Genomic DNA, 23,906 nt, shown 5'->3' on the forward strand with positions numbered 1-23,906 from the left:
AAAGAAAAAATAGCTTTTAAGGTCTTAAAGGTCTTTTTCTTTTTTAATATGAAAGAACGCTTATCACTGCTTATAGCAGTCGCTCTTTAACAATGTATATCATGCTGACAAGAACACTTCTTACGAAGTGCTCTTAAATTGTGATACGTCTCAAGCGTATCCGGCAAAATGAAACGTTATCATTGCGAACCCCAGACTCCTTCGGGTTATAGGGTCAAGCAATGAAGCGCACACGGTGGATGCCTAGGCAGCCAGAGGCGATGAAAGACGTGGTAGCCTGCGATAAGGTTCGGTGAGGTGGCAACAACCTGTGACCCGGACATCTCTGAATGGGGAAACCCACTCATCATAAGATGAGTATCATGCACTGAATACATAGGTGTACGAGGCGAACCAGGGGAACTGAAACATCTAAGTACCCTGAGGAAAAGAAATCAACCGAGATTCCCCTAGTAGCGGCGAGCGAACGGGGACCAGCCCTTAAGCATGAGACTGATTAGGCGAACAGATTGGGAAGTCTGGCCGTAGCGGGTGATAGCCCCGTAGTCGAAAATCTGATCATGTGAAATCGAGTAGGTCGGGGCACGAGAAACCTTGACTGAAGACGGGGGGACCATCCTCCAAGGCTAAATACTCCTGGCTGACCGATAGTGAACCAGTACCGTGAGGGAAAGGCGAAAAGAACCCCGGAGAGGGGAGTGAAATAGATCCTGAAACCGTGTGCGTACAAGCAGTAGGAGCAGACTTGTTCTGTGACTGCGTACCTTTTGTATAATGGGTCAGCGACTTATATTCAGTGGCGAGGTTAACCGTATAGGGGAGCCGTAGGGAAACCGAGTCTTAACTGGGCGACACAGTCGCTGGATATAGACCCGAAACCGAGCGATCTATCCATGAGCAGGGTGAAGATTGAGTAACATCAATTGGAGGCCCGAACCAGGATCTGTTGAAAAAGATTTGGATGACTTGTGGATCGGAGTGAAAGGCTAATCAAGCTCGGAGATAGCTGGTTCTCCTCGAAAGCTATTTAGGTAGCGCCTCATGTAGTACCGCCGGGGGTAGAGCACTGTTTCGGCTAGGGGGTCATCCCGACTTACCAACCCGAGGCAAACTCCGAATACCGGTGAGTAACGCGTGGGAGACACACGGCGGGTGCTAACGTCCGTCGTGAAAAGGGAAACAACCCAGACCGTCAGCTAAGGTCCCGAAATCCTGGTTAAGTGGGAAACGATGTGGGAAGGCTCAGACAGCTAGGAGGTTGGCTTAGAAGCAGCCATCCTTTAAAGAAAGCGTAATAGCTCACTAGTCGAGTCGGCCTGCGCGGAAGATGTAACGGGGCTAAACCAGGTACCGAAGCTACGGGTTCACACTTAGGTGTGAGCGGTAGAGGAGCGTCGTGTAAGCCAATGAAGGTGAATTGAGAAGTTCGCTGGAGGTATCACGAGTGCGAATGCTGACATGAGTAACGATAAAGGGAGTGAAAAACTCCCTCGCCGGAAGACCAAGGGTTTCTGTTCGACGCTAATCGGAGCAGAGTGAGTCGGCCCCTAAGGCGAGGCCGAAAGGCGTAGTCGATGGGAAACGGGTCAATATTCCCGTACCGGACATGGTTGCGATGGGGGGACGAAGAAGGCTAGGTGAGCCAGGCGTTGGTTGTCCTGGTGAAAGCATGTAGGCCGAGATCTTAGGCAAATCCGGGATCTTAAAGCCGAGATGCGAAACGAACTGACCACGGTCAGGAAGTCACTGATGCCACGCTTCCAGGAAAAGCCTCTAAGCTTCAGATCATGTGCGACCGTACCCCAAACCGACACAGGTGGTCAGGGTGAGAATCCCAAGGCGCTTGAGAGAACTCGGGTGAAGGAACTAGGCAAAATGGTGCCGTAACTTCGGGAGAAGGCACGCCGGCGTAGGGTGACGAGACTTGCTCTCTCAGCCCGAACCGGTCGAAGATACCAGGTGGCTGCAACTGTTTATTAAAAACACAGCACTCTGCTAACGCGCAAGCGGACGTATAGGGTGTGACGCCTGCCCGGTGCCGGAAGGTTAAATGATGGTGTTAGCCGCAAGGCGAAGCTCTTGATTGAAGCCCCGGTAAACGGCGGCCGTAACTATAACGGTCCTAAGGTAGCGAAATTCCTTGTCGGGTAAGTTCCGACCTGCACGAATGGCGTAATGATGGCCACGCTGTCTCCACCCGAGACTCAGTGAAATTGAAATCGCCGTGAAGATGCGGTGTACCCGCGGCTAGACGGAAAGACCCCGTGAACCTTTACTATAGCTTCACACTGGACGCTGATGTTGCCTGTGTAGGATAGCTGGGAGGCTTTGAACTCCGGACGCCAGTTCGGAGGGAGCCAACCTTGAAATACCAGCCTGGCATCATTGGCGTTCTCACTCAGGTCCGTTATCCGGATCGAGGACAGTGTGTGGTGGGTAGTTTGACTGGGGCGGTCTCCTCCTAAAGAGTAACGGAGGAGCACGAAGGTACCCTCAGCACGGTCGGACATCGTGCATTGAGTGCAAGAGCATAAGGGTGCTTGACTGCGAGACAGACACGTCGAGCAGGTGCGAAAGCAGGTTCTAGTGATCCGGTGGTTCTGTATGGAAGGGCCATCGCTCAACGGATAAAAGGTACTCCGGGGATAACAGGCTGATACCGCCCAAGAGTTCACATCGACGGCGGTGTTTGGCACCTCGATGTCGGCTCATCACATCCTGGGGCTGAAGTCGGTCCCAAGGGTATGGCTGTTCGCCATTTAAAGTGGTACGCGAGCTGGGTTTAGAACGTCGTGAGACAGTTCGGTCCCTATCTGCCGTGGGCGTTGGATGTTTGAGAAGGGCTGCTCCTAGTACGAGAGGACCGGAGTGGACGACCCTCTGGTGTTCCGGTTGTCACGCCAGTGGCATTGCCGGGTAGCTATGGTCGGACGGGATAACCGCTGAAAGCATCTAAGCGGGAAGCCCCCTTCAAGATGAGACATCCCTGAGGCCTAGAGCCTCCTGAAGGGCCCAGCGAGACCAGCTGGTTGATAGGCACGGTGTGGAAGCGCTGCAAGGCGTTGAGCTAACGTGTACTAATGGCCCGTGAGGCTTGACCTTATAACACCCAAGGGGTCTGGTCGTGATGATAACGAGACATTAACAACACCGGATACGCAGCGTGTGGCCAAGCCAATAGGCAATGGCGGCACGATAGAAAGAGACGAACACAATTGAGCAAACGCTAGTCAGCATGATGTACATAGCCAGTTACGCCTGACGACCATAGCGAGCGTGAACCACCTGATCCCTTGCCGAACTCAGCAGTGAAACCGCTTAGCGCCGATGGTAGTGTGGGGTCTCCCCATGCGAGAGTAGGTCATCGTCAGGCACTTATACCGCAGAAAACCCAGCCACCCGGCTGGGTTTTTTGTTGGCTGGAAGAAAGTCCACCTCACCCCAGATTGCCGCGCTGCGCTCGCGATGACAGAGTCAACGACCAGTGCCACCCATGCTGCATTGGCGAGCAAAAAGGAATCATGTCATGGCGAGGAGCGTAGCGACGTGGCCATCTCAAGTCTGCGGCCGCATACTCCAGAGATTGCTTCACTGCGTTCGCTTTTAAAAAAACTGTCGCCATTTGTGATATTAAAGCAGTTGTTTTAAATCAATCTAGAACAATAGCTTGTGCATTTACTGTGGTATTGTTGCCAAGCAGCATCTAGTATTATGCTGTACGTATCTAGAAGTGAAATCTCAGGAGGAGAAAAATATGACGACGGAATTAGCCAAGAAGTTAGCGATTGCCTTATTTATGGCTTTAATTGCTGGTGGTCTTGCCGCTTGCGATGATCAAGGCCCTGCTGAAGAAGCGGGTGAAAATATTGATGAAAGTGCAGAAGAAGCCGGTGAGAGCATGGAAGAGCTCGGTGAAGATATGGAAGATGCTGCCGAAGACTAGGCTGAGCATGTGTTTACTAAGTTAGCTAAGCAGCCGCTGTAAAGCGGCTGCTTTGTTTTTGTATCGTGACTATTATTGTCCTCATAACGATAAAAATTAAGGAGGCAACGTGCTGCTACAACGTGAGAAAAGTCTATTATTAATGGTCGATTTTCAGGCGGGATTACTGCCTGTGGTCGATGGTGGTCAAGAAGCCGTGAACGAGGCGGCTTGGCTAGGAGAAATGGCGTGCTTGCTTGATGTTCCGGTATGGTTAACCGAGCAGTCGCCAGAAAAATTGGGAGGATCCTCGGCGTCATTGCTCGCCTGCCTAAATAACTATCGGCTCTGGCAGAAACAGCATTTTGGGGCCATGGCGGAAGCTGAATTTCGTGAGGCGCTAAACGCAACGGGCAAAACGCAGATTGTACTGTGCGGAACAGAAGCACATATCTGCGTGCTGCAAACGGGGTTAGGGTTGCTGGAAGCAGGCTACGAGCTGTACTGGCTGAGTGACGCCTCTGCTAGCCGTCGCGCGCAAGAAGCCTCGCTTGCTCGTGAACGTGCCTGCGCAAGCGGCGCTGTGGCTGTGACGGCGGATATGGTGGCTTATGAATGGTTGCATCGTTGCGACACGGCACTGTTTAAAGAGGCGCACCAGCGGCTCTTAAAGCCGCGCTCTTCACGCCTCGTACGTTTTTTTTAGGCCGACGCTCGCGTTAGCGATCGGCTTCTTCGCGCGTAAACACGAAAGTATCGCCCTGGGAAGATGAAGCATCAAAGCGATAGCCTGCAACATCGAACGCCTTGAGCTGTTCTGGGTCGTTAACCTGTTGCTGGATAAGCCAAGCGCTCATCAGTCCCCGTGCTTTCTTGGCGTAGAAGCTAATGATTTTAAAGGTGCCGTTTTTTTCATCTTTAAACACTGGCGTAATGACCCGCGCATTGAGTTGCTTGGTATTTACCGCTTTAAAGTACTCATTAGAGGCGAGGTTAACCAGTACGTTGGAGCCGCTATCGGCAATAGCCTCATTTAAAGCAGGAGCCAAGATGGGCTTCCAATAGGCATAGAGATCCTTACCTGCACTATTGGGCAACTTGGTTCCCATTTCTAGACGGTATGGCTGAATTAAATCCAAAGGCCGTAGAAGGCCATATAAGCCCGAAAGTATGCGCAAATGCGATTGTGCGTAACGGTTCTCGGCCGCACTAAAGCTTTCCGCTTGCAGGCCGGTGTAAACGTCACCCTGAAAAGCCTGTGCAGCGGGTTTGGCATTGTTCAGTGTGAAGGGAGGCTGCCACTCTTCAAAACGAGCGGCATTCAGGCCCGCTAACTTATCGCTGATGCCCATGAGCTCACTGATCTGCTGCGGCGAATAGTCACGTAAAACATCGATAAGCGCTTGGCTATGTTTTAGGAAATCAGGCTGTGTAACCTGTTTAGTCGTCGGTGGGGTTTCAAAATCCAGCGTTTTGGCGGGAGATATAACGCTCAGCATTGCATGCTCCTGGTCGTGCCCTGGTAAGTAAAAGCCGCTTATAAGTGGCCTTAGTATACCAAGCCTCGGCAAAGGCCGAGGCTATAATGGCGATAGCCTGCCAATAACCCCACTGGAAGGCTAGTTGAGCGGCAATTTTAAGGGCAGGGGTTGGGCATGCGGCGATGAATATCGTCGATGGCCTCTAGTACATCGTCATCTAGCTTGAGACTTTCGCTGGCAAGGTTGCTTTCCAATTGTTCCATCGTGGTCGCGCCAATAATGTTACTGGTCAGGAAGCTGCGCGAATTAACAAATGCCAGCGCCATTTGGGCAGGGTCTAGATCATGCTGCTGGGCCAGCGACACATAGGCTTGCGTAGCGGTTTCTGCTTCTGGTGAGGTATAGCGCTTGAAGCGCTCGTATAGCGTCAGGCGGCCTTTCGGCGGCTGGGCGCCGTTAAGGTACTTACCGGAGAGTACGCCAAACCCTAGCGGCGAGTAGGCAAGTAGCCCTACGTCTTCACGATGTGCAATTTCAGCCAAACCGACTTCGAAGGAGCGGTTGAGAAGGTTGTAGGGGTTTTGCACCGAGGCGACCCGCGGTAGGTCCAGCTTGTCGGCAAGCTGCAGCGAGCGCATCACCCCCCAGGGGGTATCGTTAGAGAGCCCAATGGCCCTTACCTTGCCCGCATCCACCAGCTCTTTTAGCGCAGAAAGGGTTTCTTCTAAGGGTGTCGCGTCTTCGTCTTCACTATGTACATAGCCTAGCTTGCCAAAGAAATTGGTTTGACGATCTGGCCAGTGCAATTGGTAGAGATCAACATAATCGGTATTCAAGCGATCCAGGCTGGAGTCGATAGCTTGATGGATATGCTCGCGTGTTAGCCGCGGCCCACCTCGGATATGGTCAAGCCCTGGGCCAGCAGCTTTGGTGGCGATGATCAAATCGTCTCGGGCGCCACGCTGTTTTAACCAACTGCCGATATAGCGTTCAGTAAGCCCTTGGGTCTTCGCCATAGGGGGGACGGGGTACATTTCTGCAGTATCAATAAAATTGATACCAAACGCCACGGCTCGATCAAGCTGTTCGTGGGCTTCGGCTTCGTTATTTTGTTCGCCAAACGTCATCGTGCCTAAGCAGAGTCGACTTACCTCCATGCCGGTCCTACCAAGTGGGCGCGTTTGCATTTTTATCTCCTTACGAAGGCGGAATTGCCAATATAAAAGCCAACATACCAGCGCGGTAAACGGCGTATAGATGGCATGTTAGCGAGGCTCATTGAAAGCAGCAAATTAATGGGGTTGAGTCGTTGCGAAGGCAGGCGTATGCTTGCCAGCCCATCGACCGGCTAAAGGCCGGTTTCTCGTGTGGTTGGTAGCTATTATTGATGGCTGCTAGCCCAAGGTTCCATCAGATAGGCAGGGTGGTTTGCCATGCTGCAGGCATCAACGTTGTTTACTCGGCTAGAATTTCGTCTAGCCGAACGTTTGTTTCATAATCGCTGGTTGTTGCCGCGCTCAAAGCGTACCCAGCGTTTGACAATGCGCTTATTTAAGCGATGTGCGGACGCAGGGCACCCTGATGCGCTGTCCGTTTACGGCCATATGCTGTTTCATCGCAGTCAGACGCCTCAAGACAAGGCGCGGGGCGCACGTTATGTTCTGGAAGCGGCGCATGCCGGGGATATAAAGTCCCAGTACCAAGTGGCGCAAATCCACGAGCATGGATGTGTGCAGTATCCTCGCCGCGAAGACTATGCCGTGACTTGGTACGCAAGGGCTGCCCAGTCAGGTCATTTCTTAGCCGCTGAACGCCTTGCACGTGCTTACCGGCTAGGTGAGTTAGGTTTGGCCGTGGATAGTGAACGAGCGGCTTATTGGCAGCGACAGGCGGAACAGCAGCCGTTAGATGATGTAGCCGTCGCATAGCGCTGCCACACTTTGGTTGAGTGAGGAAGGTTGTGTCCGAGACGCTACCCACAGTACTAGATATTGAAGCGTCCGGATTTGGACGTGGCAGTTATCCCATCGAAGTAGGCATCGCACGTGCTGACGGGAGTTGCTGCGCCTTTCTCATTCAACCATTGGATGAGTGGACACACTGGGATCCAAAAGCCGAGCTGTTGCATGGTATCTCCCGTGATCGACTTATTCAGGAAGGTTACCCGGTACGCCAGGTTGCCCGTTGGTTGAACGATGAATTACGTGAGCTGGGCAAGGCTTACAGTGATAGTTGGGGTTATGACAATACTTGGCTTTCACTGTTATTCCATCATGCGGGTATGCTGCCGCATTTTCGCCTTGAGGCGTTAAGGATTTTGCTAACCGAAGAGCAGCAGGCGTTATGGAGCGATACTAAAGAAGCCATGATTGCCGAACAGGGCATTCACCGCCACCGGGCGGGTGAAGACGCTCGTTTGCTGCAACTGACCTACCAGCATACCCGTCGACTCGTAGAGCCATAAGCTGCTCGGCCTGTTTTGCGATTGCTATCGGCTCGTTAGCGTTATAGCTGGGCTTCCAACGCATCCAGCAGGCTACTCGGCGTTGGTTCATCAAATAGCATCTCGCGAGTGGTGGGTCCTAAAAACCCATGGCTGACTGTGCTGTCTAGAAAGCTCAGCAGCGGTGAATAGAACTCTTCGATATTGAGCAACCCCATCGGTTTTTCATGCAAGCCTAGATAGCCCCAGGTCCATATCTCAAACAGTTCTTCCAAGGTGCCGATCCCGCCGGGCAAGGCAACAAAGGCGTCGGCGTTGGCTGCCATAGTGGCCTTACGTTCGTGCATATTGCGCACCCGGATTAGTTCGCTTAAGCCAAAGTGTGCCTGTTCACGCTCGACTAAGTGATCGGGCATCACGCCAATGACTTCACCGCCTGCCTCTAGTGCTGCGTTCGCCAGTTCCCCCATTAGGCCAATGCGCGCGCCGCCATAAACCAGCGTATGGCCCCGTTCGGCGAGCGTGCGCCCCAACGTTGTAGTTGCCTGACGAAAGGCTGGGCTATTGCCTTCACGAGAACCAAGATAAACGCAGATTCGGGCCATTCGTTTATTCCCTATAGCTAAAATAAAAGGGTGATGAATCACTGATTTCTTAGGGCAGACAACGATCGACCTGATGATGTTGGTCCATCCATTGCCCAATGACATTATCACCGCACAAATGGTGCGCATACTGAGTGTGAAGGCAGCGCACTTGATGCCAATTAGTAATACCGCCAATGCCACGTTCGGTCATCACGTCCGTATAGCCTAACGTCGCGACTTCTTGCCGCTGAGCATCGCTCATATACTCCCAGCGAGCTGCCACATAATCACGATGGCTTTGTAGATAAGCCTCGAGAAATTCTGGCTCTTCCTGAAGCCGCTGTTCCAGTGCTTTGATAACCCCAACGGCTTCAATGCGCGATATCTCAACTTTAAGAATATCCGAGCAGAGCCAATACAGAGTAGGGAAGGGTTTGCCATCGACGATGGGGGCCATGCGCAACACTAGCGGGGTGCCTTCACCGTCGGTGGCGGCCACTGCTTCGATACCGCGCGGTGCACGGCCAAGCTGCTGAGCAATAATGGCGAGCTGACGTTCGTCAGGCGCCTGATTGGTGCGTATCACCATCGGGTTGGTCTCTCACAAATTTGTTGGAGCGGCCAACGGCACGGAAAAAGCAGCGGTTGAGCTGTTCAGGCGACGCGACATAGCACCACGTCCGCTCACAGTACTCAGCGGCTCGTGCCATCAGCACGTCATAAAGGCGGTTAAAAGGGGCATCATAATCGTAGGGGTCGGCACCGAACAAGCGGATATGCGGATAGTCGGCGAAGCGCTCGACAAAATAGCGCTCAAGATCGTTTTCAACAGTACGGTGTTGCACGACGTTATCAGGGTCTATCCAGAGGTTGTAGCGGATTGCCATCGTATTGGCTCCTATTGCCCCGATCGCTCGGGGCAGTGGCGATCAGACGGACTCCGGTGCGTTTTGCAGGTGGGCGGAGAGTGCATCGCGAAGGTCGCCCTCGATCGGCTTGGCGCACTTGGCCTGATGGTCATACTGCACCATAACCGTGTGACCAAGATTAGTGAGTATGCCATGCTGCCGCGCCTCCTGGGTCACGGTAAACGAACTATTGCCTAGGCGCGTTAAATACGTACGTATTTCGATATCGTGACCGTAAAACAGTTCAGCCCGGTAGTCGACTTCCATGCGCGCCATGATTAAGCGCCAGTTCTTCGGATTTAAGTCAGGGGTAAATAATTTGAATAAGTCATTACGGGCTAGCTCAAACCACGCCGGCAGCCGGGTGTTGTTAATATGCCCTAAGGCGTCGGTATCGTAGAAGGCGGGCTCAATGGTACGGGTAAACATGGCTTATCCTTATTTTAGCAATGTTATTAGAGACGATGGTTGGAAGCGGTAGTCGCAACAGCGATGTTTAGGATTAACCCAAGCAAGCGCTTGGTCAAGCGGTGCAGCGTTGATACCACGCAGTGAGTTGCATCCACCCCAACAGCCATAGCGTGGCAGCAGCGAAGCCGGCCAATGTTCCCCAAAGCAACCCCAGTGTGCTGTAAGTATAGGAAACACATAGCGTGTAACTCAGTAGCGAGCCCAGTCCCATCGGGTAGTGCTTGATGACAGTCGCCACCGGTGCTGCTCCATGGTTCAGGTGTAGGATCAGCAAAAAAGGCAGCATCGTGACAGGGAATGCTGCCAACGTTCCTGCCCAGGCGGGCGGCAGCCAGTGGGCTAGGCTGGTAATGGTAAATATAATCACGGTGGCAAGTGCGGCGCGGGCGGCAAGCGCCGGTAACGAGAATGTTCGGCTGGCGGGTATCCTGACATCAGCAATGTTGCGAAATAAGCCGCTGAACAGAGCAATAGCGCACAGTGTCACCAGCGTGCCGCTCAGGCGCGTGAAGTTAAGCTGAGCGAGTAGTGTGCTAACGGCGAGCCAAGCAACCAAACCGCCCGTCACGCCGCCAATAACACCTTTAACGCCCGGCTGTCGCCCTGCCACCCAATAACCGGCCCCTAGCGCCATTGTGGCCGTAAAGCCTGCCAGGGTATGCACCGCACTTTGGGTCGCAAACTGAGGGGAACTTTCCAAGCCGATAAAAAATAGTGCCAACGCCGTGCCTAATGGGTAGCCCGCTAGCAGGCCCGCCATGCGCGGGCTTGCGCGCACCGCAATCGCGCCTAGCCCCAGCACCATGCTGATCGAGAGCCCTAATTTCGCGAGCTGCCAAGTGAGAGGGACTTCAATCATGCGGCGTCATCCTTACTGTTATTGTTTGGGGGCTGTCAGCCTGCGAGCTTGTTAATTAAACCAAACGCAGGCCTTGCTGGTCGCGCCAAGCGGCTTCAAGCGCGTCTTGTAGAGGCGCTTGCAAGTGCGCGGGGAGCGCCTCCTGCGCCGCTTGCAGTGAATCAAACGAGCGGTTGCGCAACCAGCAGTACGCCCAGGCGCAGGCTTCGGCGTCGCTATCGGGGGTCGGACGAGCGGGCATTTGATTGAGCAGAAAGACCGCAGTGCGCGGCGCCCATAGCGGCATTTCACCGAGCTCATCTTGGCTCCAATGCTCCAGGGTCGCGCCGCTGGGCGTGGCGTCGGGCGTGCCTAATTTAGCTACCCGTGCTGTTTCGGCCAAAATGAGCGCTAGCTGATCCGTATTCGCTTGGCCAAGCGAGCGCCATTGCCGCAACAGCGCCGATAGCCCCGCCCGCATCTTGGTATAAAAGTCATCTTGCGGCATGCTTGGCACAACCCCCTATTGAATGAGTGAGATGTTTCATGGTCTACGATTTTGCCACGCCTGTGGAACGACGCCACCCAGAAGGTGGCTGGGCATCGCAAAAATGGCAACGCTACGGCGACGACGTACTGCCTCTTTGGGTCGCCGATATGGATTTTCGCTCCCCGCCAGCGGTGATCGATGCACTGCAGGCGCGCGTGGCCCACGGTGTCTATGGCTATGGCGAAGTGCCCGCTACGTTAACAGAAACCCTGTGCCAGTGGAGCGCCCACCATTACGACTGGCCCATTCAGCCGGAGTGGCAGCAGTGGCTACCGGGTGTCGTGCCGGCCTTGCACCTGGCCGCGTTAGCGCTGACCGAACCAGGCGACGGTGTGTTGACGGTGGCGCCGATCTACCCGCCATTTTTAGAGGTTGCAAAGCGAACTGGGCGACTACCCCAGCAGGCGATGCTCCAAGCGCCTTCAACCCCTAATGAGCCTTGGCAGCTCGATATTGCCGCCTTGGAGGCCGCTATTACGCCCCGTACGCGCATGCTGCTGTGGTGCCAGCCCCACAACCCTACGGGGCGTGTGTGGCGCCATGAGGAGCTCGCAGCGCTAGCTGAGCTAGTGGAGCGCCACGACCTTTGGGTGGTCTCCGATGAGCTGCACTGCGACCTGTTATTGGACGAAGGCGCCCAGCACCGCCCGTTAGCCGCGGCCTTTCCTGAATTAGCGAAGCGCACCATTACACTATGGGCACCGTCGAAAACCTTTAACCTGGCGGGCTTAACCAGCGCCTGCGCGGTGATTCCCGACCCCACACTGCGTGAGCGCTTTGCGGCGGCAACTAAAGGGCTACTTCCCGATGGTAACGTACTCGGCTTGGTCGCGGCGGAAGCAGCGTATCGACATGGCGAGCCGTGGCGCCAGGCGCTGTTAAACGTCTTGCGTGAGCATCGCGCGGCGCTGCAAGCGCGCGTAGCGAATTGGCCGGACGTGCGCTGGAGTGCGCCGGAGTCGACCTATCTAGCCTGGCTGGATATGCGCGAGGCAGGGTTAGGTGATGCGCCCTGCAAGACGCTGCTAAAAGAGGCGGGGGTAGCGCTTTCGAACGGAGCTGCCTTTGGCTGCCCCGGCTTTGTGCGGCTTAATTTTGGTACCACCGCTTCCCAGCTGGAAGCGGCGCTGTCTCGCATGGATTCCCTGCTGAAGCGGGATTGAAAGCCTTCAGAAGACCCTAGTAAAGCATCGCAAAGAGCTTACGACGGTAGGCAACGGTTAGTGGGTGGTCGGCGCCGAGGGCGTCGAATACCTGTAGCAGCGTTTTACGCGCTGCATCATCGTTATAGGTGCGATCCTGCTTCATCAGCGCCAGCAGCGCCTCCAACCCATCATCGTAATGACCGTCGGCCACTTGGCGCAGGGCGCGCTGGTACTGCGCTTCGCTATCGGTGCGATCACCCAGGGCCGCAATCTCTTCGGCTGAGAGTGCCTGCTCGCTAAACTCGATGCTGGCGCGTACGCCACGCGCAGGTGCTGCATCGCGCTCTTCCGGGGGCAGGTTATCAAGTACTTCGCGGGCCTCGCTGCCGCGCCCTTCGGCGACTAGTACGCGAGCGAAGGCTACCTGGTAGGCGTAGTGCTCTGGGTACTGGCCCATCAGGGTTTGGTATATCTCGCGTGCCCCGGCGGTGTCACCGGCTTTAAGCGCTTCTTCCGCCTGCTCTTCAGGGGTAGGCGGCGCTTCGCCGGGGGCTGGGAAGTAGCGATTGAGCCACTCGCGTACTTCTTTCTCCGGCAGCGCACCCTGGAACCCATCCACCAAGCCGCCTTGGCTAATCAGCTTCACATCGGGCACTGAACGCACGCCCAGTTGGCCGCCGATTTCGGGGTTTGCTTCAATATCGAGCTTGCCGAGCAGGAAAGCGCCCGCGTACTCAACCACCAGCTTCTCCAGCACCGCGAGCAGGGTGCTGCTGCTTGCGTTGGACGGCGAGTAGCAGCCCATTAGCACCGGCACCTGCATGGACGCTTCAAGCACCTGCTGAATATTGCCAGCATTGAGCTCGATAATGACATCTTCAGGGCGCACCGCCGCCTGTTCAGCGTTAGGCGCGGTAGCGGCAGCACTTCCGGTATCCGCAGTCAGCGGTTTACCTGAGCGGGGATCAATAATCTGCATGGGTAGACTCGATATCAAAAAATGAATAATAGTTCCCCATGATATGCAGGCATGCCGCGGCGGATTCAAGGAAAAGGGGGGAAATAAAACTCACTGCTAGTGGGTTTCAAGCTACGTGAACCTGATAAAGCAGAAACAGGGCGCGGTTAGGCGCCCTGTTGGAGCTGCTGTTTCTGACATTGTTTCTGGAATTGTTTCTGAAATTGCTTAAGGAATGATGCGCTCCGCGCGTAGGCGGGCGAACAGGTCGAAAAACGCTGCGCGTGTTTCGCGGAAGTGATCAAAACCGAAGTCACGGGACTTGGTGACGTCGTTGACGCACTCAAGCTCGCGCCCCAGGTCGGCATCGGTGTGCCACCAGGAAGCCAGTTGGGTGACATCGGCTTCAACGAGCTCGTTTTGTTTGGCAATCTCGGCCCAGGTAGGCGCAATGTCGGTCATCTGGGTTTCGAGCGGCTGCGGCGTTTCTGGGCAGTCGGCTACTTCGAGCTCGAAGAATTCACCAATTTCATGCCACAACCGACGCCAGCGGAACACATCGCCATTGACTGTGTTAAAGGCTTCATTGTGGGCACCGGGCGTTGTGGCTGCCCACTCCATCTGCCGCGCCAACACGAGAGAATCAGTTAGATCGGTCAAGGCGTTCCATTGCACCTGCGAGCCAGGGAAAGTGAACGGCTTGCCCGTGGCTTTGCAGATAGAGGCGTAAACCGCCAGCGTCACGCCCATATTCATGGCGTTACCCCGGGCGTAGCCGATGACCGTGTGCGGACGGTGCACGTTCCAGCTAAAGCCGTCCCGCTCCGCCGTCGCGAACATGATGTCTTCGAGGGTGTAGTAGAAGTTATCGCCGGGGACGCGGGGCGCTGACTCACGAAACGGCGTCTCGGTCTTGCCGCTGCCATAGTTCTCGAAGGCGCCCAGGTACTGCTTGGTGCCCGTTACTAACGAAACATGCGACAAACCCGCGCCCTGCAAAGCGTCAAGCAAGTTATGCATCATCGCGCCGTTGGCTTCGACATTCGCCTTCTCATTGTCACGCCGCACCCAGGTGCAATAGAAAACATGGGTGATGGGGAGCCCCGCCAGCGCTTCCGCCGTGGCCTCACGATCCAATAGATCGGCAGCGACGGGAATGACCCCTGCTTGTTCAGAAGGGCGACGAGATAATCCATAGACACTCCATCCGCTAGCGGTGAGATAGCTGGCTAAGTTGCCGCCGGTAATGCCGGTCGCGCCGACGACTAATGCGGTGCCTTTGCGCATCATTAACTCCTGTTGCAGATAATTTTTCGGAGCGGGCATCGGAAATACGCTATGTGCCCGATGAAAAGCAGTCTGGTCGCCGATGATCATTGCTACAATTGGAAAAATCGCAAATCTTTATTGCGCTAGGAGCAACTTGATGGATCTCAATGCACTACGCATCTTTGAGCGCGTCGCCGCGACAGGAAGTTTTACCGCCACCGCCCGCCACTTTCATCGCGCGGTGTCGTCGGTCTCGCGTCAGATTGCCTCTTTAGAGGAGGCGTTAGGCCAGCAGCTGTTCTATCGCCACACCCGCGCCGTGACGTTGACCGAGGCGGGGTGGCGCTACTATCAGGAAGTTCGCGAGATACTTGAGCGGCTCGATCTAGCGACGGAAGCGCTAATGGCTCCTAATCGAGAGCCTAGCGGTGTACTGCGCCTCAACGCCCCTGTGGCTTTCGGTCAGCGCCAAATCGTGCCGATTCTGCATCACTTCCAGCGCCGCTACCCGGCGATTAAAGCCGAACTAATGCTGACCGACCAATTGACCGACCCGGTGCGCGAGGGCATCGATATTACCTTTCGCGTCGGCGAACTGGCCGACTCCACGCTGGTGGCGCGCCGACTGGCGTCAATGAATTACGTGGTAGCCGCTGCCCCCGCCTATATACAGCGCTGCGGTAGGCCCAACACTCCAGATGACCTTGAGCACCACGATTGCCTGCTCTACCAGGGCGAAATGGGCCGCCAGCGCTGGTACTTCCACCATGCCGAGCAGCCGCAAGCCTTCGCTTACAAAGTCGACGGCAGCCTGTATAGCAACGATGCGGAGAGCCTGGTGAGAGCAGCACTAATGGGGCAGGGATTGGTGATGTTCCCCACCTGGCTGATCGCTGATGAGCTGGCCTCGGGCACACTGCTGCCCCTGCTCGAAGCGTGGCGTTGTGAAGTCGTGCCGGGTAGACGCGATATCCACGTGCTTTACGCCCAGCGTCGTCTGCACACCCGCAAGGTGAGTGCTTTTCTGGATCATCTTTTTAAGATGGTTGAGCCTATCCCGCATTGGGATCGCTGGCGTGAGCAGGAGGTTGTTAACGAGGGTCTTGCCACTCCCCGCTGCTGATCAACGCACTTTCATCAATATTCGCATTGTAAAGATAACACCACGCCTCCCCGTGTCGGGTAGCCAACACCGCTCGGTCGTATACGCCTTTATCAGGGGCATGGTGAAAATAGTCTTCTAATTTATCAAGCCGCGCTAACTGCTGGGCGTTGATGGCATAAATTTCGACCACCGTACCGTTTGAAGGCGCTAGCTTAGCGCCTGGGTAAGGGCCAAGGTCATAAAGGGTAATTGCGTCCAGTCGGTCATGGCCGATGAGGGTCGCGCCTTCAAGCCAATGGTGATTGCGCCGCCCCTTTTTCAGCGTACCGTATACAGCGACCCTAGGGCAGTGCTGTATATCGCGTTGCAGGTAATCCATTGTGTCGCCTCCCTAATCGACAAACACAAAAAAGCCGCTACCTTTCGGTAACGGCTTTCTCTATGTTTGGTAGCGGGGACCGGATTTGAACCGATGACCTTCGGGTTATGAGCCCGACGAGCTACCAGACTGCTCCACCCCGCATCAACGTGTGGCGTATTCTACAGAAGTTTTATATGAAGTCAAGAAGGGGATTAACACGTTCGGCTTATAGCCGTTGTGTGGAACCTGCTGCAACATGGAAAGAGTGCAGCTATGCTTTAAGTAGCCATAACAAAAAGCTTACGCTGGTGCATTGTTGCTGAACCCAATAGTGCGCTGGGGTAGTACAAGCGCAATCGCGCTTATTCATAATGGCTTGTGGCGCAATGTGCGTGCGGTTAGATCCAAGCCGTTTGTCATATCAGGGAGGTAGTCAATGGCCAATCAATCCCCCGTCGCCTGGGTAACAGGTGGAACTGGTGGTATCGGTACGGCAATTTGTCGTTCGTTGGCAGAGGCGGGTTATCTGGTCGTCGCGGGTTACCGCAACCCCGATAAGGCCAAAACCTGGCTAGAAACGCAGCATGCTGACGGCTATAACAATATTGAGTTGTCGGGTGTCGATCTTTCCAACCATACCGCCTGCCTGGAAGGTGCCCGCGAAATCCATGACAAGTACGGTCCCATTAGCGTGCTGGTGAACTGTGCGGGTATTACCCGTGATGGCACCATGAAGAAGATGTCTTACGAGCAGTGGTACGAAGTGCTCGACACCAACCTCAACAGCGTTTTTAACACCTGCCGTAGTGTCATTGAGATGATGCTTGAGCATGGCTATGGCCGTATCATCAATATTTCATCCATCAATGGTCGTAAGGGGCAGTTTGGCCAGGTCAACTACGCGGCTGCGAAAGCCGGTATGCATGGCCTAACCATGTCGCTGGCGCAGGAAACCGCCACTAAGGGCATCACCGTTAATACTGTATCGCCTGGCTATATTGCTACCGATATGATCATGAATATTCCAGAAAAAGTGCGCGAAGCCATTCGGGAGACAATTCCGGTGAAGCGCTATGGCACGCCAGAGGAGATTGGACGATTGGTCACCTTCTTAGCCGATAAGGAATCAGGTTTTATCACCGGTGCGAACATTGATATCAACGGTGGCCAGTTTATGGGCTAGTGGTTTTCCATGGACTGCTAAATACCTAAAGTCCCTTGCCAGGGAAACGCAAACGGGAGGCTATCAGCCTCCCGTTGTTATTGGATTGTCATTAACCGTATTCGTGTTGCCAAGTTACCCTAAGGTAGCGGGACACGTGCCAAGCGGCTTAGCAGATTATCCAGTTCTTCCACTTCCTCGTCCCATAGCTTGGCAGGCATAGGACCCAGTGCTAGAAGTGCGACCAAGATATCGTTGATGTCTTGATCACGGCTCCGCTCTTGATTGAAGCCTTCATTTAAACGCTCTACCTGAATAGCCAGACGTAGAGGCTCATCGCTTTGGCGTACGCTACCCACGGCCAGCATCGAAAGATGTACTCTTAGCCGGGCTAGGGATTCCGCTATCTTGGCGTAATCGGCGTCTGACAGCGGTGCTGCTACCTGATGGCGCTGCAGATTGCGGGTGCTGTGTGCCATGCTAAAGGCAGCAGGAAGCGAAGCGCTAAGCACCGTTTGCGCATCAACATCGGTCGGTGTGCCTTCGCTGAGATAACGCTGATCTTCAGCTAAGTGAGCATTCACTAGCGGCATAATGGCATGCCACTGCTGAACTGTGTCGGCGACTGCAAGACGATTTAAGCGCTCTCTACGCGCACGAACGATGCCGCTTATGCGTTTCTGCATGCCTTCGCTGCGGCGGTTGCGTGGCAGTGGTTCGAGCTGATTGGCCTGCTCGAGGAAACGGTCCAGCGTAGCGGCTTCGCTGGCCCCATTGGGTTGCCAGCTATCCATTTGATCTATGATTGTTTGCAGCTCATCAAGTTGCTGTTGCTGACGTGTCGCCTGCTCATTTTTATGTGCATCGCGCTGGGCGAAGAGTTGGTCACACTCATGACGAAAGGTTTTCCATAGCGTTTGCTCTTCGCCTTTGGGCGCACGGCCTAGTGCACGCCACTGCTGTTGTAGCTGTTTGGTCAAGTGAATGCGCTGTGCCAGCGGTTGGCTGTCGTCGCTGCGCAGCGAACTGACCTGGCTGATCAAATCCCGTTTTTGCGCGGCGATAGTGTCAGCGCGCTGATCGATCAGTGCCTGTAACTGATGACGAATGGTACCAAAGCGCCGCCCAACGGCCTCGGAGCGTTCGCGTGGTACCGGGCTATGGTGGCGCCATTGATGGCGTGCTTTGTCGCGAATTTGCCGAAGTACATCGGGATCGGCGTCTTCAGAAGGCTGTGCTAGCAGGCTTTCAAGCTGATCGCACAGGGCTTCGCGAGCCTTGAGGTTAGCTTCACGCTCCTCACTGAGACGACTCCGCCAAGGGGCAAGACGTTCATGAATGCGATCCGAGGCGCTGCGAAATCGAGCCGATTGATCGCGATTAGCCGCTGCATCGCCTAATGATTTCCACTCTTTGACCAGTTGGCGATGGTGGCGGTCGAGCGCTTCTTCCGCCATGTAAATATCATTGGCCAGTGCTTCGATGCTGGCACATAGCTGTTCGCGCTTTGGCCCAGCGACAAAACCCCGCCAGTCGCGTAACTCCGCCAGTCTGGCGGCCAAATGCTTTAAGCGCGCTTTAAGCGGTTGAGCGGCGGGGCCTGCCAGCGCTTCTATGCGTGGCTTTAGCCGCTGATGTAGCCGACTAGCACTTTTGAAGGCGCCGCGCTCTAGTAAGTGTTCAAAGGTGTCGAGCTCGCCCGCATACACGTCGAGATTGGTGTTTTCTTCTTCCGGCTGTAATGGCGCGGTGTTTTCAATGTTGAGTGCTGCTTGCGCGCGGCCGAGTAGCGCGGGAGGCGTTAAGGCTTCTGGCCATTGGCATTCGCTAACCTGTGTCGCTAGGGTTGCGTAGTCGCCGTTGGATAGCGAGGTTTTGATGTCATCGCTTATCGCGCACCAGCGCTGCCACGCCTCTAAGCATTGGTCGTAGTGTTGAATCACCAGCGTGTAGCGTTGACGCATAGCATCGCTTGGCGGGTGCATGTCGGAAAGCGCTTGCCAACGCTGGCCGAGTAGTTGGCGCTGAGCGCGCAGACTGTCGATATCCTGCACGGTCATGGCAGAGGCGTGGCAAAGGCCGTCTAAGGTTTCTTCGATACCTTCAAGCAATTGCTCGCGGGTGTTTTCGGCTTCCTCACGCCGCTCGTCGCTCTGTTGGCGAGCCTGCGCTTGGGTTTCGTGGTCGTGTAAGGTTTTGCGACAATTTAGCAAGGCTTGATGGAAACGCTGCTCCTGCTCAGCGCTTGGTGGCTGAGTGAGCTGTTCCCACTGCCGCTCAAGATGGCGAAAACGCCCACCATATAGCGGTTCCCAGGGCGCACGTGCATGTTGCTCTAGTTGCTTCAGGAGCGTTTCGCGCTGTTGTTCTTCAGCTTCCAGCCATTGTGCATCGCTGCGTAAACGGTTGAGGCGATCACGCGCCAAGCGAACCACTTGGCGGTCGCGGCGGGCCTCTTTTAACAACCGCTTGAGCCCTTCTTCATCGTCAATGCGTTCGGCAGCCTGGTGGCGAACAGCTGCCACGCCGTTATGGCAAGCCTGATGAATTAAGTCATCCTCATCGTTAAGCTGACTTAGTGCTGTTAAGCGCAAATTGAGGTTGTCGCCCTGCAAAGCAACTGCATTCAGTATCCTGGGCTCATTGATGCGCTCAACCAATGCTTGACGCTGATGCAGGTCGGTATGACCTTCACGACCGCTGAGCCGTTGGCAAACTGCATTGAACCAGGCTTCGTCCTGATGATGGTGCGGGTAGGCATCGACCAGACCTGCACAGTCATCCAGAGCTATCAGCGCGGCAAGGCGAATCTGGCTATTAGTATCTTTCGTGAGCGACTGCAGCGCTTGGCGCTGTTCTGTTTGTTGAGGGTCTAGTCGCTGAAGGGCCTGACGACGTACTTCGGGGTCGGGGTGTTGCCACCGAGGTGCGAACAGGCGTCTTAACAGTCCGTGCATGGATCATCCTGCTGGTGCGTAGCATGAAAAAAAATCAGTCGTCGGCGACTTAGGCAGTTGCAGTCATCGGCGCTGTCGCTTAGCTTGGCATTACTATGATGTGGTGAAGGACTATTTTCTACACCACAATGCGTGATAGTACGCTACCTTTATCTTATATGAACATGACATGGAGTTCGGCCATGAGCCTTAACGTGGATAGTGCCGCTGTGGCCTTTACCTTCAAAGGCGGCATGCTGCCGATGACCGTCATGGAGCTAAGTAGCGCCGATCCGGAACGAATTCGACTGCAGTTAGCGGGCAAACTTACCCAGTCGCCTGCTTTCTTCCAGCATACACCGGTTGTGCTCAGCGTGGAAAAGCTCGATGAACCTCACTTAGCCCTGGAGCGAATTTGCGCTGTATGCCGTGACCATAAGCTTTTGCCCGTGGCTGTACGTGGTGGGTCTGAGCCAGTTCGCCAATCAGCCTGGGCATTGGGGTTAGGGTGGTTTCCGCCGGTAGAAGAGGGCCGCGGTCGCGTATTGGAGAGTGTCAGAAATTCTCCTGTACATGAAGTAACCCCTGAAGAGACAACGTTGAGCGCGGCAGAATCACCAGCGCTTGCTACGCGGCTATATCGTGGCACCGTTCGTTCGGGGCAACAGGTTAGCGCCGCGGAAGGGGATCTGGTCGTGATTGGGGCGGTAAACGCGGGGGCGGAAGTGTTAGCAGCAGGCAGTATTCATGTATATGGAGCGCTGCGGGGACGCGCTCTGGCAGGTATTCATGGCAATACACAAGCGGGTATTTATTGTCGCGAACTGGAGGCTGAGCTGCTTTCAGTGGCAGGCAATTACAAACGCTTAGAGGATATTGATTCACAGCTTCTGGGCCGTCCCGCAGAAGTTCACTTTGCAAAAGAGCAACTTGAAATTAAGCCACTGGGATAAGGTTGGTATATGCGTACGCTGGTGTTATATGCCTAGCGACGCCGATGACACTATCCGTTACAGTATGGCTTGTTGATGATATTGACGTTCCCGTTATGCGCTGAGCGTCAACTGATCTCGCGCTCGCGACGAACGACTTCAAGAAGGAAGTGACTTTTGGCCAAGATAATTGTAGTGACCTCTGGTAAAGGAGGGGTTGGCAAAACCACCAGTGCAGCAGCAATTTCTACAGGGCTTGCGCTGCGCGGAAAAAAAACCGTAGTGATCGATTTTGATGTGGGGCTGCGTAATCTTGACCTCATCATGGGCTGCGAGCGACGTGTGGTGTATGACTTAGTTAATGTTATTCAAGGCGAGGCAGGACTCAATCAAGCCTTGATTCGCGATAAGCGCGTCGAAAATTTGTTTATTTTGCCGGCTTCTCAAACCCGCGATAAAGACGCACTGACCCAGGAGGGCGTTGCGGAAATTCTGGAAAAGCTGAAAGAAGACTTCGATTATATTCTCTGTGATTCCCCCGCGGGTATTGAGCGTGGCGCCCAGTTGGCGATGTATTTTGCCGACGAGGCAATTGTGGTCACCAACCCTGAAGTCTCTTCAGTGCGCGACTCGGATCGTATTTTAGGGCTGTTAGCCTCCAAAACCCGACGTGCTGAGCAAGGCGCAGACCCTATCAAGGAGCACCTGCTGGTCACCCGCTATAACCCTGAACGTGTCACCTCCGGCGATATGCTGACATTAGACGATATTCGCGAAATTTTAGCGATTAACTTGCTGGGCTTGATTCCTGAATCGGAAGCCGTACTGCGCGCGTCTAACCAAGGCGTACCAGTGACCCACGATATCTCTAGTGACGCGGGTCAGGCCTATAGCGACACCGTATCGCGCCTGCTTGGCGAAGACATGCCGCTGCGCTTTCATGAGATGCAACGCAAAGGCCTGCTAAGCCGTATGTTTGGGGGAGGTCGTCGATGAAACTGCTTGAGTTCTTGAAGCGTGAGCGCAGGAAATCCGCCTCGGTAGCCAAAGAACGTTTGCAAATTATTGTAGCGCATCAGCGTAGCCAGCGCGGCCAGCCTGACTATATGCCGTTGCTTGAGCGTGAACTGCTTGAGGTGATTCGCCGCTACGTGCATGTGGATGATGACGCTATTCAGATTTCGTTGGATAGCGAAGATAACTGCTCCGTGCTTGAACTGAATGTTACTTTGCCGAAGAGTTGAGTCCCTTACCTAAGTCCAAGCGTTGAAGACGGGGCGAGAGGGGTGGCGGGTATGCTAGGCTTGGGCTTTTCATTGCTCAGCGGAGTGTTTGTTCATGGCGCCACCCAATGCTGCCCCTGCCAGTTTTCTCTGGCATGACTATGAAACCTTCGGGGCTGATCCGCGCCGCGATCGGCCCGCGCAGTTTGCTGCGCTGCGAACCGATGCCAAGTTAAATGAAATCGGCGAGCCGATCGAACTCTATTGCAAACCGGCCGATGACTACTTACCCCACCCCGCGGCCTGTTTGATCACCGGTATCACCCCTCAAAAAGCTCAACGCCATGGTCTCCCCGAGGCAGAATTCGCGGGTGAAATTCAGCGCCATATGAGTGAGCCGGGTACCTGCGTGGTGGGCTACAACAGCCTGCGTTTTGATGACGAAGTCTCCCGCCATCTGTTTTACCGTAATTTGCTCGATCCTTATTCCCGCGAGTGGCAAAACGGCAATTCCCGTTGGGATTTGATCGATGTTGTGCGCGCCTTCTATGCGCTGCGCCCGGATGGCATTGAGTGGCCTTTGCGTGAAGATGGCGCCCCCAGCTTCAAGCTTGAGCACTTAACCGCGGCGAACGGCATTGCCCATGAGGGCGCCCATGACGCCGTGGCCGATGTGCGCGCTACGATCGCGTTGGCGCGCTTGCTCAAAGAGCGCAATGCGAAGCTGTTTGATTATCTGCTCGGACTTCGTGGTAAGCGCGCAGTGGCCAAACAGCTCGATTTGCCCGGCGCCAAACCACTGCTGCATATTTCCCGGCGTTACCCCGCCAGCCGGGGCTGTAGTGCGTTAGTCATGCCGCTGGCTGAACACCCCACCAATCCCAATGGGGTGATCGTTTACGATTTAAGCGTTGATCCCCGCGATATGCTGAGCATGTCGGCGGAGCAGATTCGTGAGCGCGTGTTTGTCAGCCAGCAGGATCTAGCCGAAGGCGAGGCGCGTATTCCGCTGAAAGTCATCCATATCAATCGCTGCCCGGTGGTCTTCCCCGCCAGTGCCCTAAAAGACGTTGAAGGTCCCCGGCAGGGTGAGTACGGGGCCATCGTTGAACGCTTGGGCTTGGATGTAACCGCCTGCCGTCAACACTGGAAAACGTTGCGAGATGCCAGTGGTGTTGCAGAAAAAGTCGCCGAGGTATTTAGCGCAGGTTACGAAGATGCACCACAAGACCCGGATTTAATGCTCTATTCAGGCAGTTTTTTCTCGGCTGCTGATCGCCAGCAGATGGAGCGGGTTCGAGAAATGCAGCCTTGGGATCTGGTAGGGCAGCGCTTTGCGTTTCAAGATCCACGCTTGGAAGAGATGCTGTTTCGCTTTCGTGCGCGGAGCTACCCGGATACCTTGGAAGGCGAAGAGCGTGAACAGTGGGAGTCGTATCGCTGGATGCGCATTAATGACCCTGCGCTAGCAGGCTTTACGCTAAAGGCCTTTGCACGAGAAATTGCCCAGTACAATCAGCAAACGCTCAGCGATCGCGAACGGCAGATTCTGGAAGAGCTGGTGATGTTCGTGGAAGCCATGATGCCGGCCCAGGCGTTTGACGCCTGAGCCGAG

At 54.8% G+C, this 23,906-nt stretch carries 23 protein-coding genes, 1 tRNA gene and 2 rRNA genes; 13 read left to right on the plus strand and 13 right to left on the minus strand.

Annotated features, from left to right (window positions below; translation table 11 throughout):
• The first annotated feature begins 212 nt into the window (after positions 1 to 212).
• From ACW44H_RS01790 to ACW44H_RS01805, 4 genes are all read left to right on the plus strand, one after another.
• Positions 213 to 3,102 (plus strand): 23S ribosomal RNA (locus ACW44H_RS01790).
• 155 nt (positions 3,103 to 3,257) lie between these two features.
• Positions 3,258 to 3,373, plus strand: a 5S ribosomal RNA gene (gene rrf, locus ACW44H_RS01795).
• A 381-nt stretch (positions 3,374 to 3,754) separates the two neighbouring features.
• Positions 3,755 to 3,943, plus strand: coding sequence for a hypothetical protein (locus ACW44H_RS01800; protein WP_113268435.1), 189 nt, complete (start codon positions 3,755 to 3,757; stop codon positions 3,941 to 3,943).
• A 109-nt stretch (positions 3,944 to 4,052) separates the two neighbouring features.
• The gene (locus tag ACW44H_RS01805; RefSeq protein ID WP_457506436.1) at positions 4,053 to 4,628 is read left to right on the plus strand and encodes an isochorismatase family protein; all 576 of its coding nucleotides are present in this window, start codon (positions 4,053 to 4,055) and stop codon (positions 4,626 to 4,628) included.
• A 13-nt stretch (positions 4,629 to 4,641) separates the two neighbouring features.
• Here the strand turns inward: ACW44H_RS01805 and yaaA are convergent, their stop codons facing one another.
• Together yaaA and ACW44H_RS01815 are read right to left on the minus strand one after the other, a co-directional pair.
• Positions 4,642 to 5,421 carry a peroxide stress protein YaaA gene (yaaA, locus tag ACW44H_RS01810; RefSeq protein ID WP_457506438.1) on the minus strand — a complete coding sequence of 260 codons (780 nt, stop codon included), beginning with the start codon at positions 5,419 to 5,421 and terminating at the stop codon, positions 4,642 to 4,644.
• Positions 5,422 to 5,558: 137 nt separating this feature from the next.
• Entirely contained in the window at positions 5,559 to 6,590 is a 1,032-nt protein-coding gene (locus ACW44H_RS01815) for an NADP(H)-dependent aldo-keto reductase (RefSeq protein ID WP_113268438.1), read from the minus strand.
• 246 nt (positions 6,591 to 6,836) lie between these two features.
• Here ACW44H_RS01815 and ACW44H_RS01820 point away from each other — a divergent pair, with 246 nt between their 5' ends.
• Both ACW44H_RS01820 and ACW44H_RS01825 read left to right on the plus strand, forming a co-directional pair.
• A complete protein-coding gene (locus ACW44H_RS01820; protein ID WP_113268439.1) occupies positions 6,837 to 7,331 on the plus strand; it encodes a tetratricopeptide repeat protein in 495 nt (164 codons plus the stop codon).
• 32 nt (positions 7,332 to 7,363) lie between these two features.
• The gene (locus tag ACW44H_RS01825; protein ID WP_457506440.1) at positions 7,364 to 7,867 is read left to right on the plus strand and encodes a hypothetical protein; all 504 of its coding nucleotides are present in this window, start codon (positions 7,364 to 7,366) and stop codon (positions 7,865 to 7,867) included.
• Positions 7,868 to 7,908: 41 nt separating this feature from the next.
• Here ACW44H_RS01825 and ACW44H_RS01830 read toward each other — a convergent pair whose 3' ends face one another.
• From ACW44H_RS01830 to ACW44H_RS01855, 6 genes are all read right to left on the minus strand, one after another.
• Positions 7,909 to 8,451 carry an LOG family protein gene (locus ACW44H_RS01830; protein ID WP_457506442.1) on the minus strand — a complete coding sequence of 181 codons (543 nt, stop codon included), beginning with the start codon at positions 8,449 to 8,451 and terminating at the stop codon, positions 7,909 to 7,911.
• A gap of 49 nt (positions 8,452 to 8,500) precedes the next feature.
• Positions 8,501 to 9,022, minus strand: a complete 522-nt coding sequence (locus ACW44H_RS01835) for a DUF501 domain-containing protein (protein WP_457506444.1) — start codon at positions 9,020 to 9,022, stop codon at positions 8,501 to 8,503.
• Positions 8,994 to 9,320 carry a hypothetical protein gene (locus ACW44H_RS01840; protein ID WP_113268443.1) on the minus strand — a complete coding sequence of 109 codons (327 nt, stop codon included), beginning with the start codon at positions 9,318 to 9,320 and terminating at the stop codon, positions 8,994 to 8,996. Before ACW44H_RS01840 ends, ACW44H_RS01835 begins: the two co-directional genes overlap by 29 nt.
• 42 nt (positions 9,321 to 9,362) lie before the next feature.
• On the minus strand, positions 9,363 to 9,770 hold the full coding sequence (locus ACW44H_RS01845) for an acyl-CoA thioesterase (protein WP_457506446.1): 408 nt from the start codon (positions 9,768 to 9,770) through the stop codon (positions 9,363 to 9,365).
• 94 nt (positions 9,771 to 9,864) lie between these two features.
• Positions 9,865 to 10,671, minus strand: coding sequence for a hypothetical protein (locus ACW44H_RS01850; protein ID WP_457506448.1), 807 nt, complete (start codon positions 10,669 to 10,671; stop codon positions 9,865 to 9,867).
• Between the two features lie 55 nt (positions 10,672 to 10,726).
• A complete protein-coding gene (locus tag ACW44H_RS01855; protein WP_457506449.1) occupies positions 10,727 to 11,158 on the minus strand; it encodes a hypothetical protein in 432 nt (143 codons plus the stop codon).
• A 38-nt stretch (positions 11,159 to 11,196) separates the two neighbouring features.
• Between ACW44H_RS01855 and ACW44H_RS01860 the strand changes: the two genes are divergently transcribed.
• The gene (locus tag ACW44H_RS01860) at positions 11,197 to 12,363 is read left to right on the plus strand and encodes a MalY/PatB family protein (RefSeq protein ID WP_457506451.1); all 1,167 of its coding nucleotides are present in this window, start codon (positions 11,197 to 11,199) and stop codon (positions 12,361 to 12,363) included.
• Positions 12,364 to 12,379: 16 nt separating this feature from the next.
• Here ACW44H_RS01860 and ACW44H_RS01865 read toward each other — a convergent pair whose 3' ends face one another.
• On the minus strand, positions 12,380 to 13,324 hold the full coding sequence (locus ACW44H_RS01865) for a co-chaperone YbbN (protein ID WP_457506453.1): 945 nt from the start codon (positions 13,322 to 13,324) through the stop codon (positions 12,380 to 12,382).
• 207 nt (positions 13,325 to 13,531) lie between these two features.
• The gene (locus ACW44H_RS01870) at positions 13,532 to 14,590 is read right to left on the minus strand and encodes an SDR family oxidoreductase (RefSeq protein ID WP_457506455.1); all 1,059 of its coding nucleotides are present in this window, start codon (positions 14,588 to 14,590) and stop codon (positions 13,532 to 13,534) included.
• 139 nt (positions 14,591 to 14,729) lie between these two features.
• Between ACW44H_RS01870 and ACW44H_RS01875 the strand changes: the two genes are divergently transcribed.
• A complete protein-coding gene (locus ACW44H_RS01875) occupies positions 14,730 to 15,695 on the plus strand; it encodes a LysR substrate-binding domain-containing protein (protein WP_457506457.1) in 966 nt (321 codons plus the stop codon).
• On the opposite strand, the gene ACW44H_RS01880 is transcribed toward ACW44H_RS01875, so the two are convergent.
• Together ACW44H_RS01880 and ACW44H_RS01885 are read right to left on the minus strand one after the other, a co-directional pair.
• Positions 15,664 to 16,056, minus strand: a complete 393-nt coding sequence (locus ACW44H_RS01880) for a gamma-glutamylcyclotransferase family protein (protein WP_457506459.1) — start codon at positions 16,054 to 16,056, stop codon at positions 15,664 to 15,666. The genes ACW44H_RS01875 and ACW44H_RS01880 overlap by 32 nt on opposite strands.
• Positions 16,057 to 16,123: 67 nt before the next feature.
• Positions 16,124 to 16,200, minus strand: a tRNA-Met gene (locus ACW44H_RS01885).
• Between the two features lie 274 nt (positions 16,201 to 16,474).
• Here ACW44H_RS01885 and phbB point away from each other — a divergent pair.
• The gene (gene phbB, locus ACW44H_RS01890) at positions 16,475 to 17,221 is read left to right on the plus strand and encodes an acetoacetyl-CoA reductase (RefSeq protein ID WP_113268452.1); all 747 of its coding nucleotides are present in this window, start codon (positions 16,475 to 16,477) and stop codon (positions 17,219 to 17,221) included.
• A gap of 119 nt (positions 17,222 to 17,340) precedes the next feature.
• Here phbB and ACW44H_RS01895 read toward each other — a convergent pair whose 3' ends face one another.
• Entirely contained in the window at positions 17,341 to 20,157 is a 2,817-nt protein-coding gene (locus tag ACW44H_RS01895; protein ID WP_457506461.1) for a DUF349 domain-containing protein, read from the minus strand.
• Positions 20,158 to 20,339: 182 nt separating this feature from the next.
• Between ACW44H_RS01895 and minC the strand changes: the two genes are divergently transcribed.
• From minC to sbcB, 4 genes are all read left to right on the plus strand, one after another.
• Complete coding sequence (gene minC / locus ACW44H_RS01900) at positions 20,340 to 21,089, plus strand: septum site-determining protein MinC (protein ID WP_113268454.1); 750 nt, start codon at positions 20,340 to 20,342, stop codon at positions 21,087 to 21,089.
• Positions 21,090 to 21,245: 156 nt separating this feature from the next.
• The gene (gene minD / locus ACW44H_RS01905; RefSeq protein WP_113268455.1) at positions 21,246 to 22,064 is read left to right on the plus strand and encodes a septum site-determining protein MinD; all 819 of its coding nucleotides are present in this window, start codon (positions 21,246 to 21,248) and stop codon (positions 22,062 to 22,064) included.
• Positions 22,061 to 22,312 carry a cell division topological specificity factor MinE gene (gene minE, locus ACW44H_RS01910; protein WP_035564989.1) on the plus strand — a complete coding sequence of 84 codons (252 nt, stop codon included), beginning with the start codon at positions 22,061 to 22,063 and terminating at the stop codon, positions 22,310 to 22,312. The genes minD and minE overlap by 4 nt, the downstream gene beginning before the upstream one ends.
• 94 nt (positions 22,313 to 22,406) lie before the next feature.
• Positions 22,407 to 23,900: an exodeoxyribonuclease I gene (gene sbcB / locus ACW44H_RS01915; protein ID WP_457506464.1), complete on the plus strand. Its 1,494-nt coding sequence runs from the start codon at positions 22,407 to 22,409 to the stop codon at positions 23,898 to 23,900.
• The last annotated feature ends 6 nt before the right edge of the window (positions 23,901 to 23,906 follow it).

It is taken from the genome of Vreelandella sulfidaeris Esulfide1 (assembly GCF_054072535.1).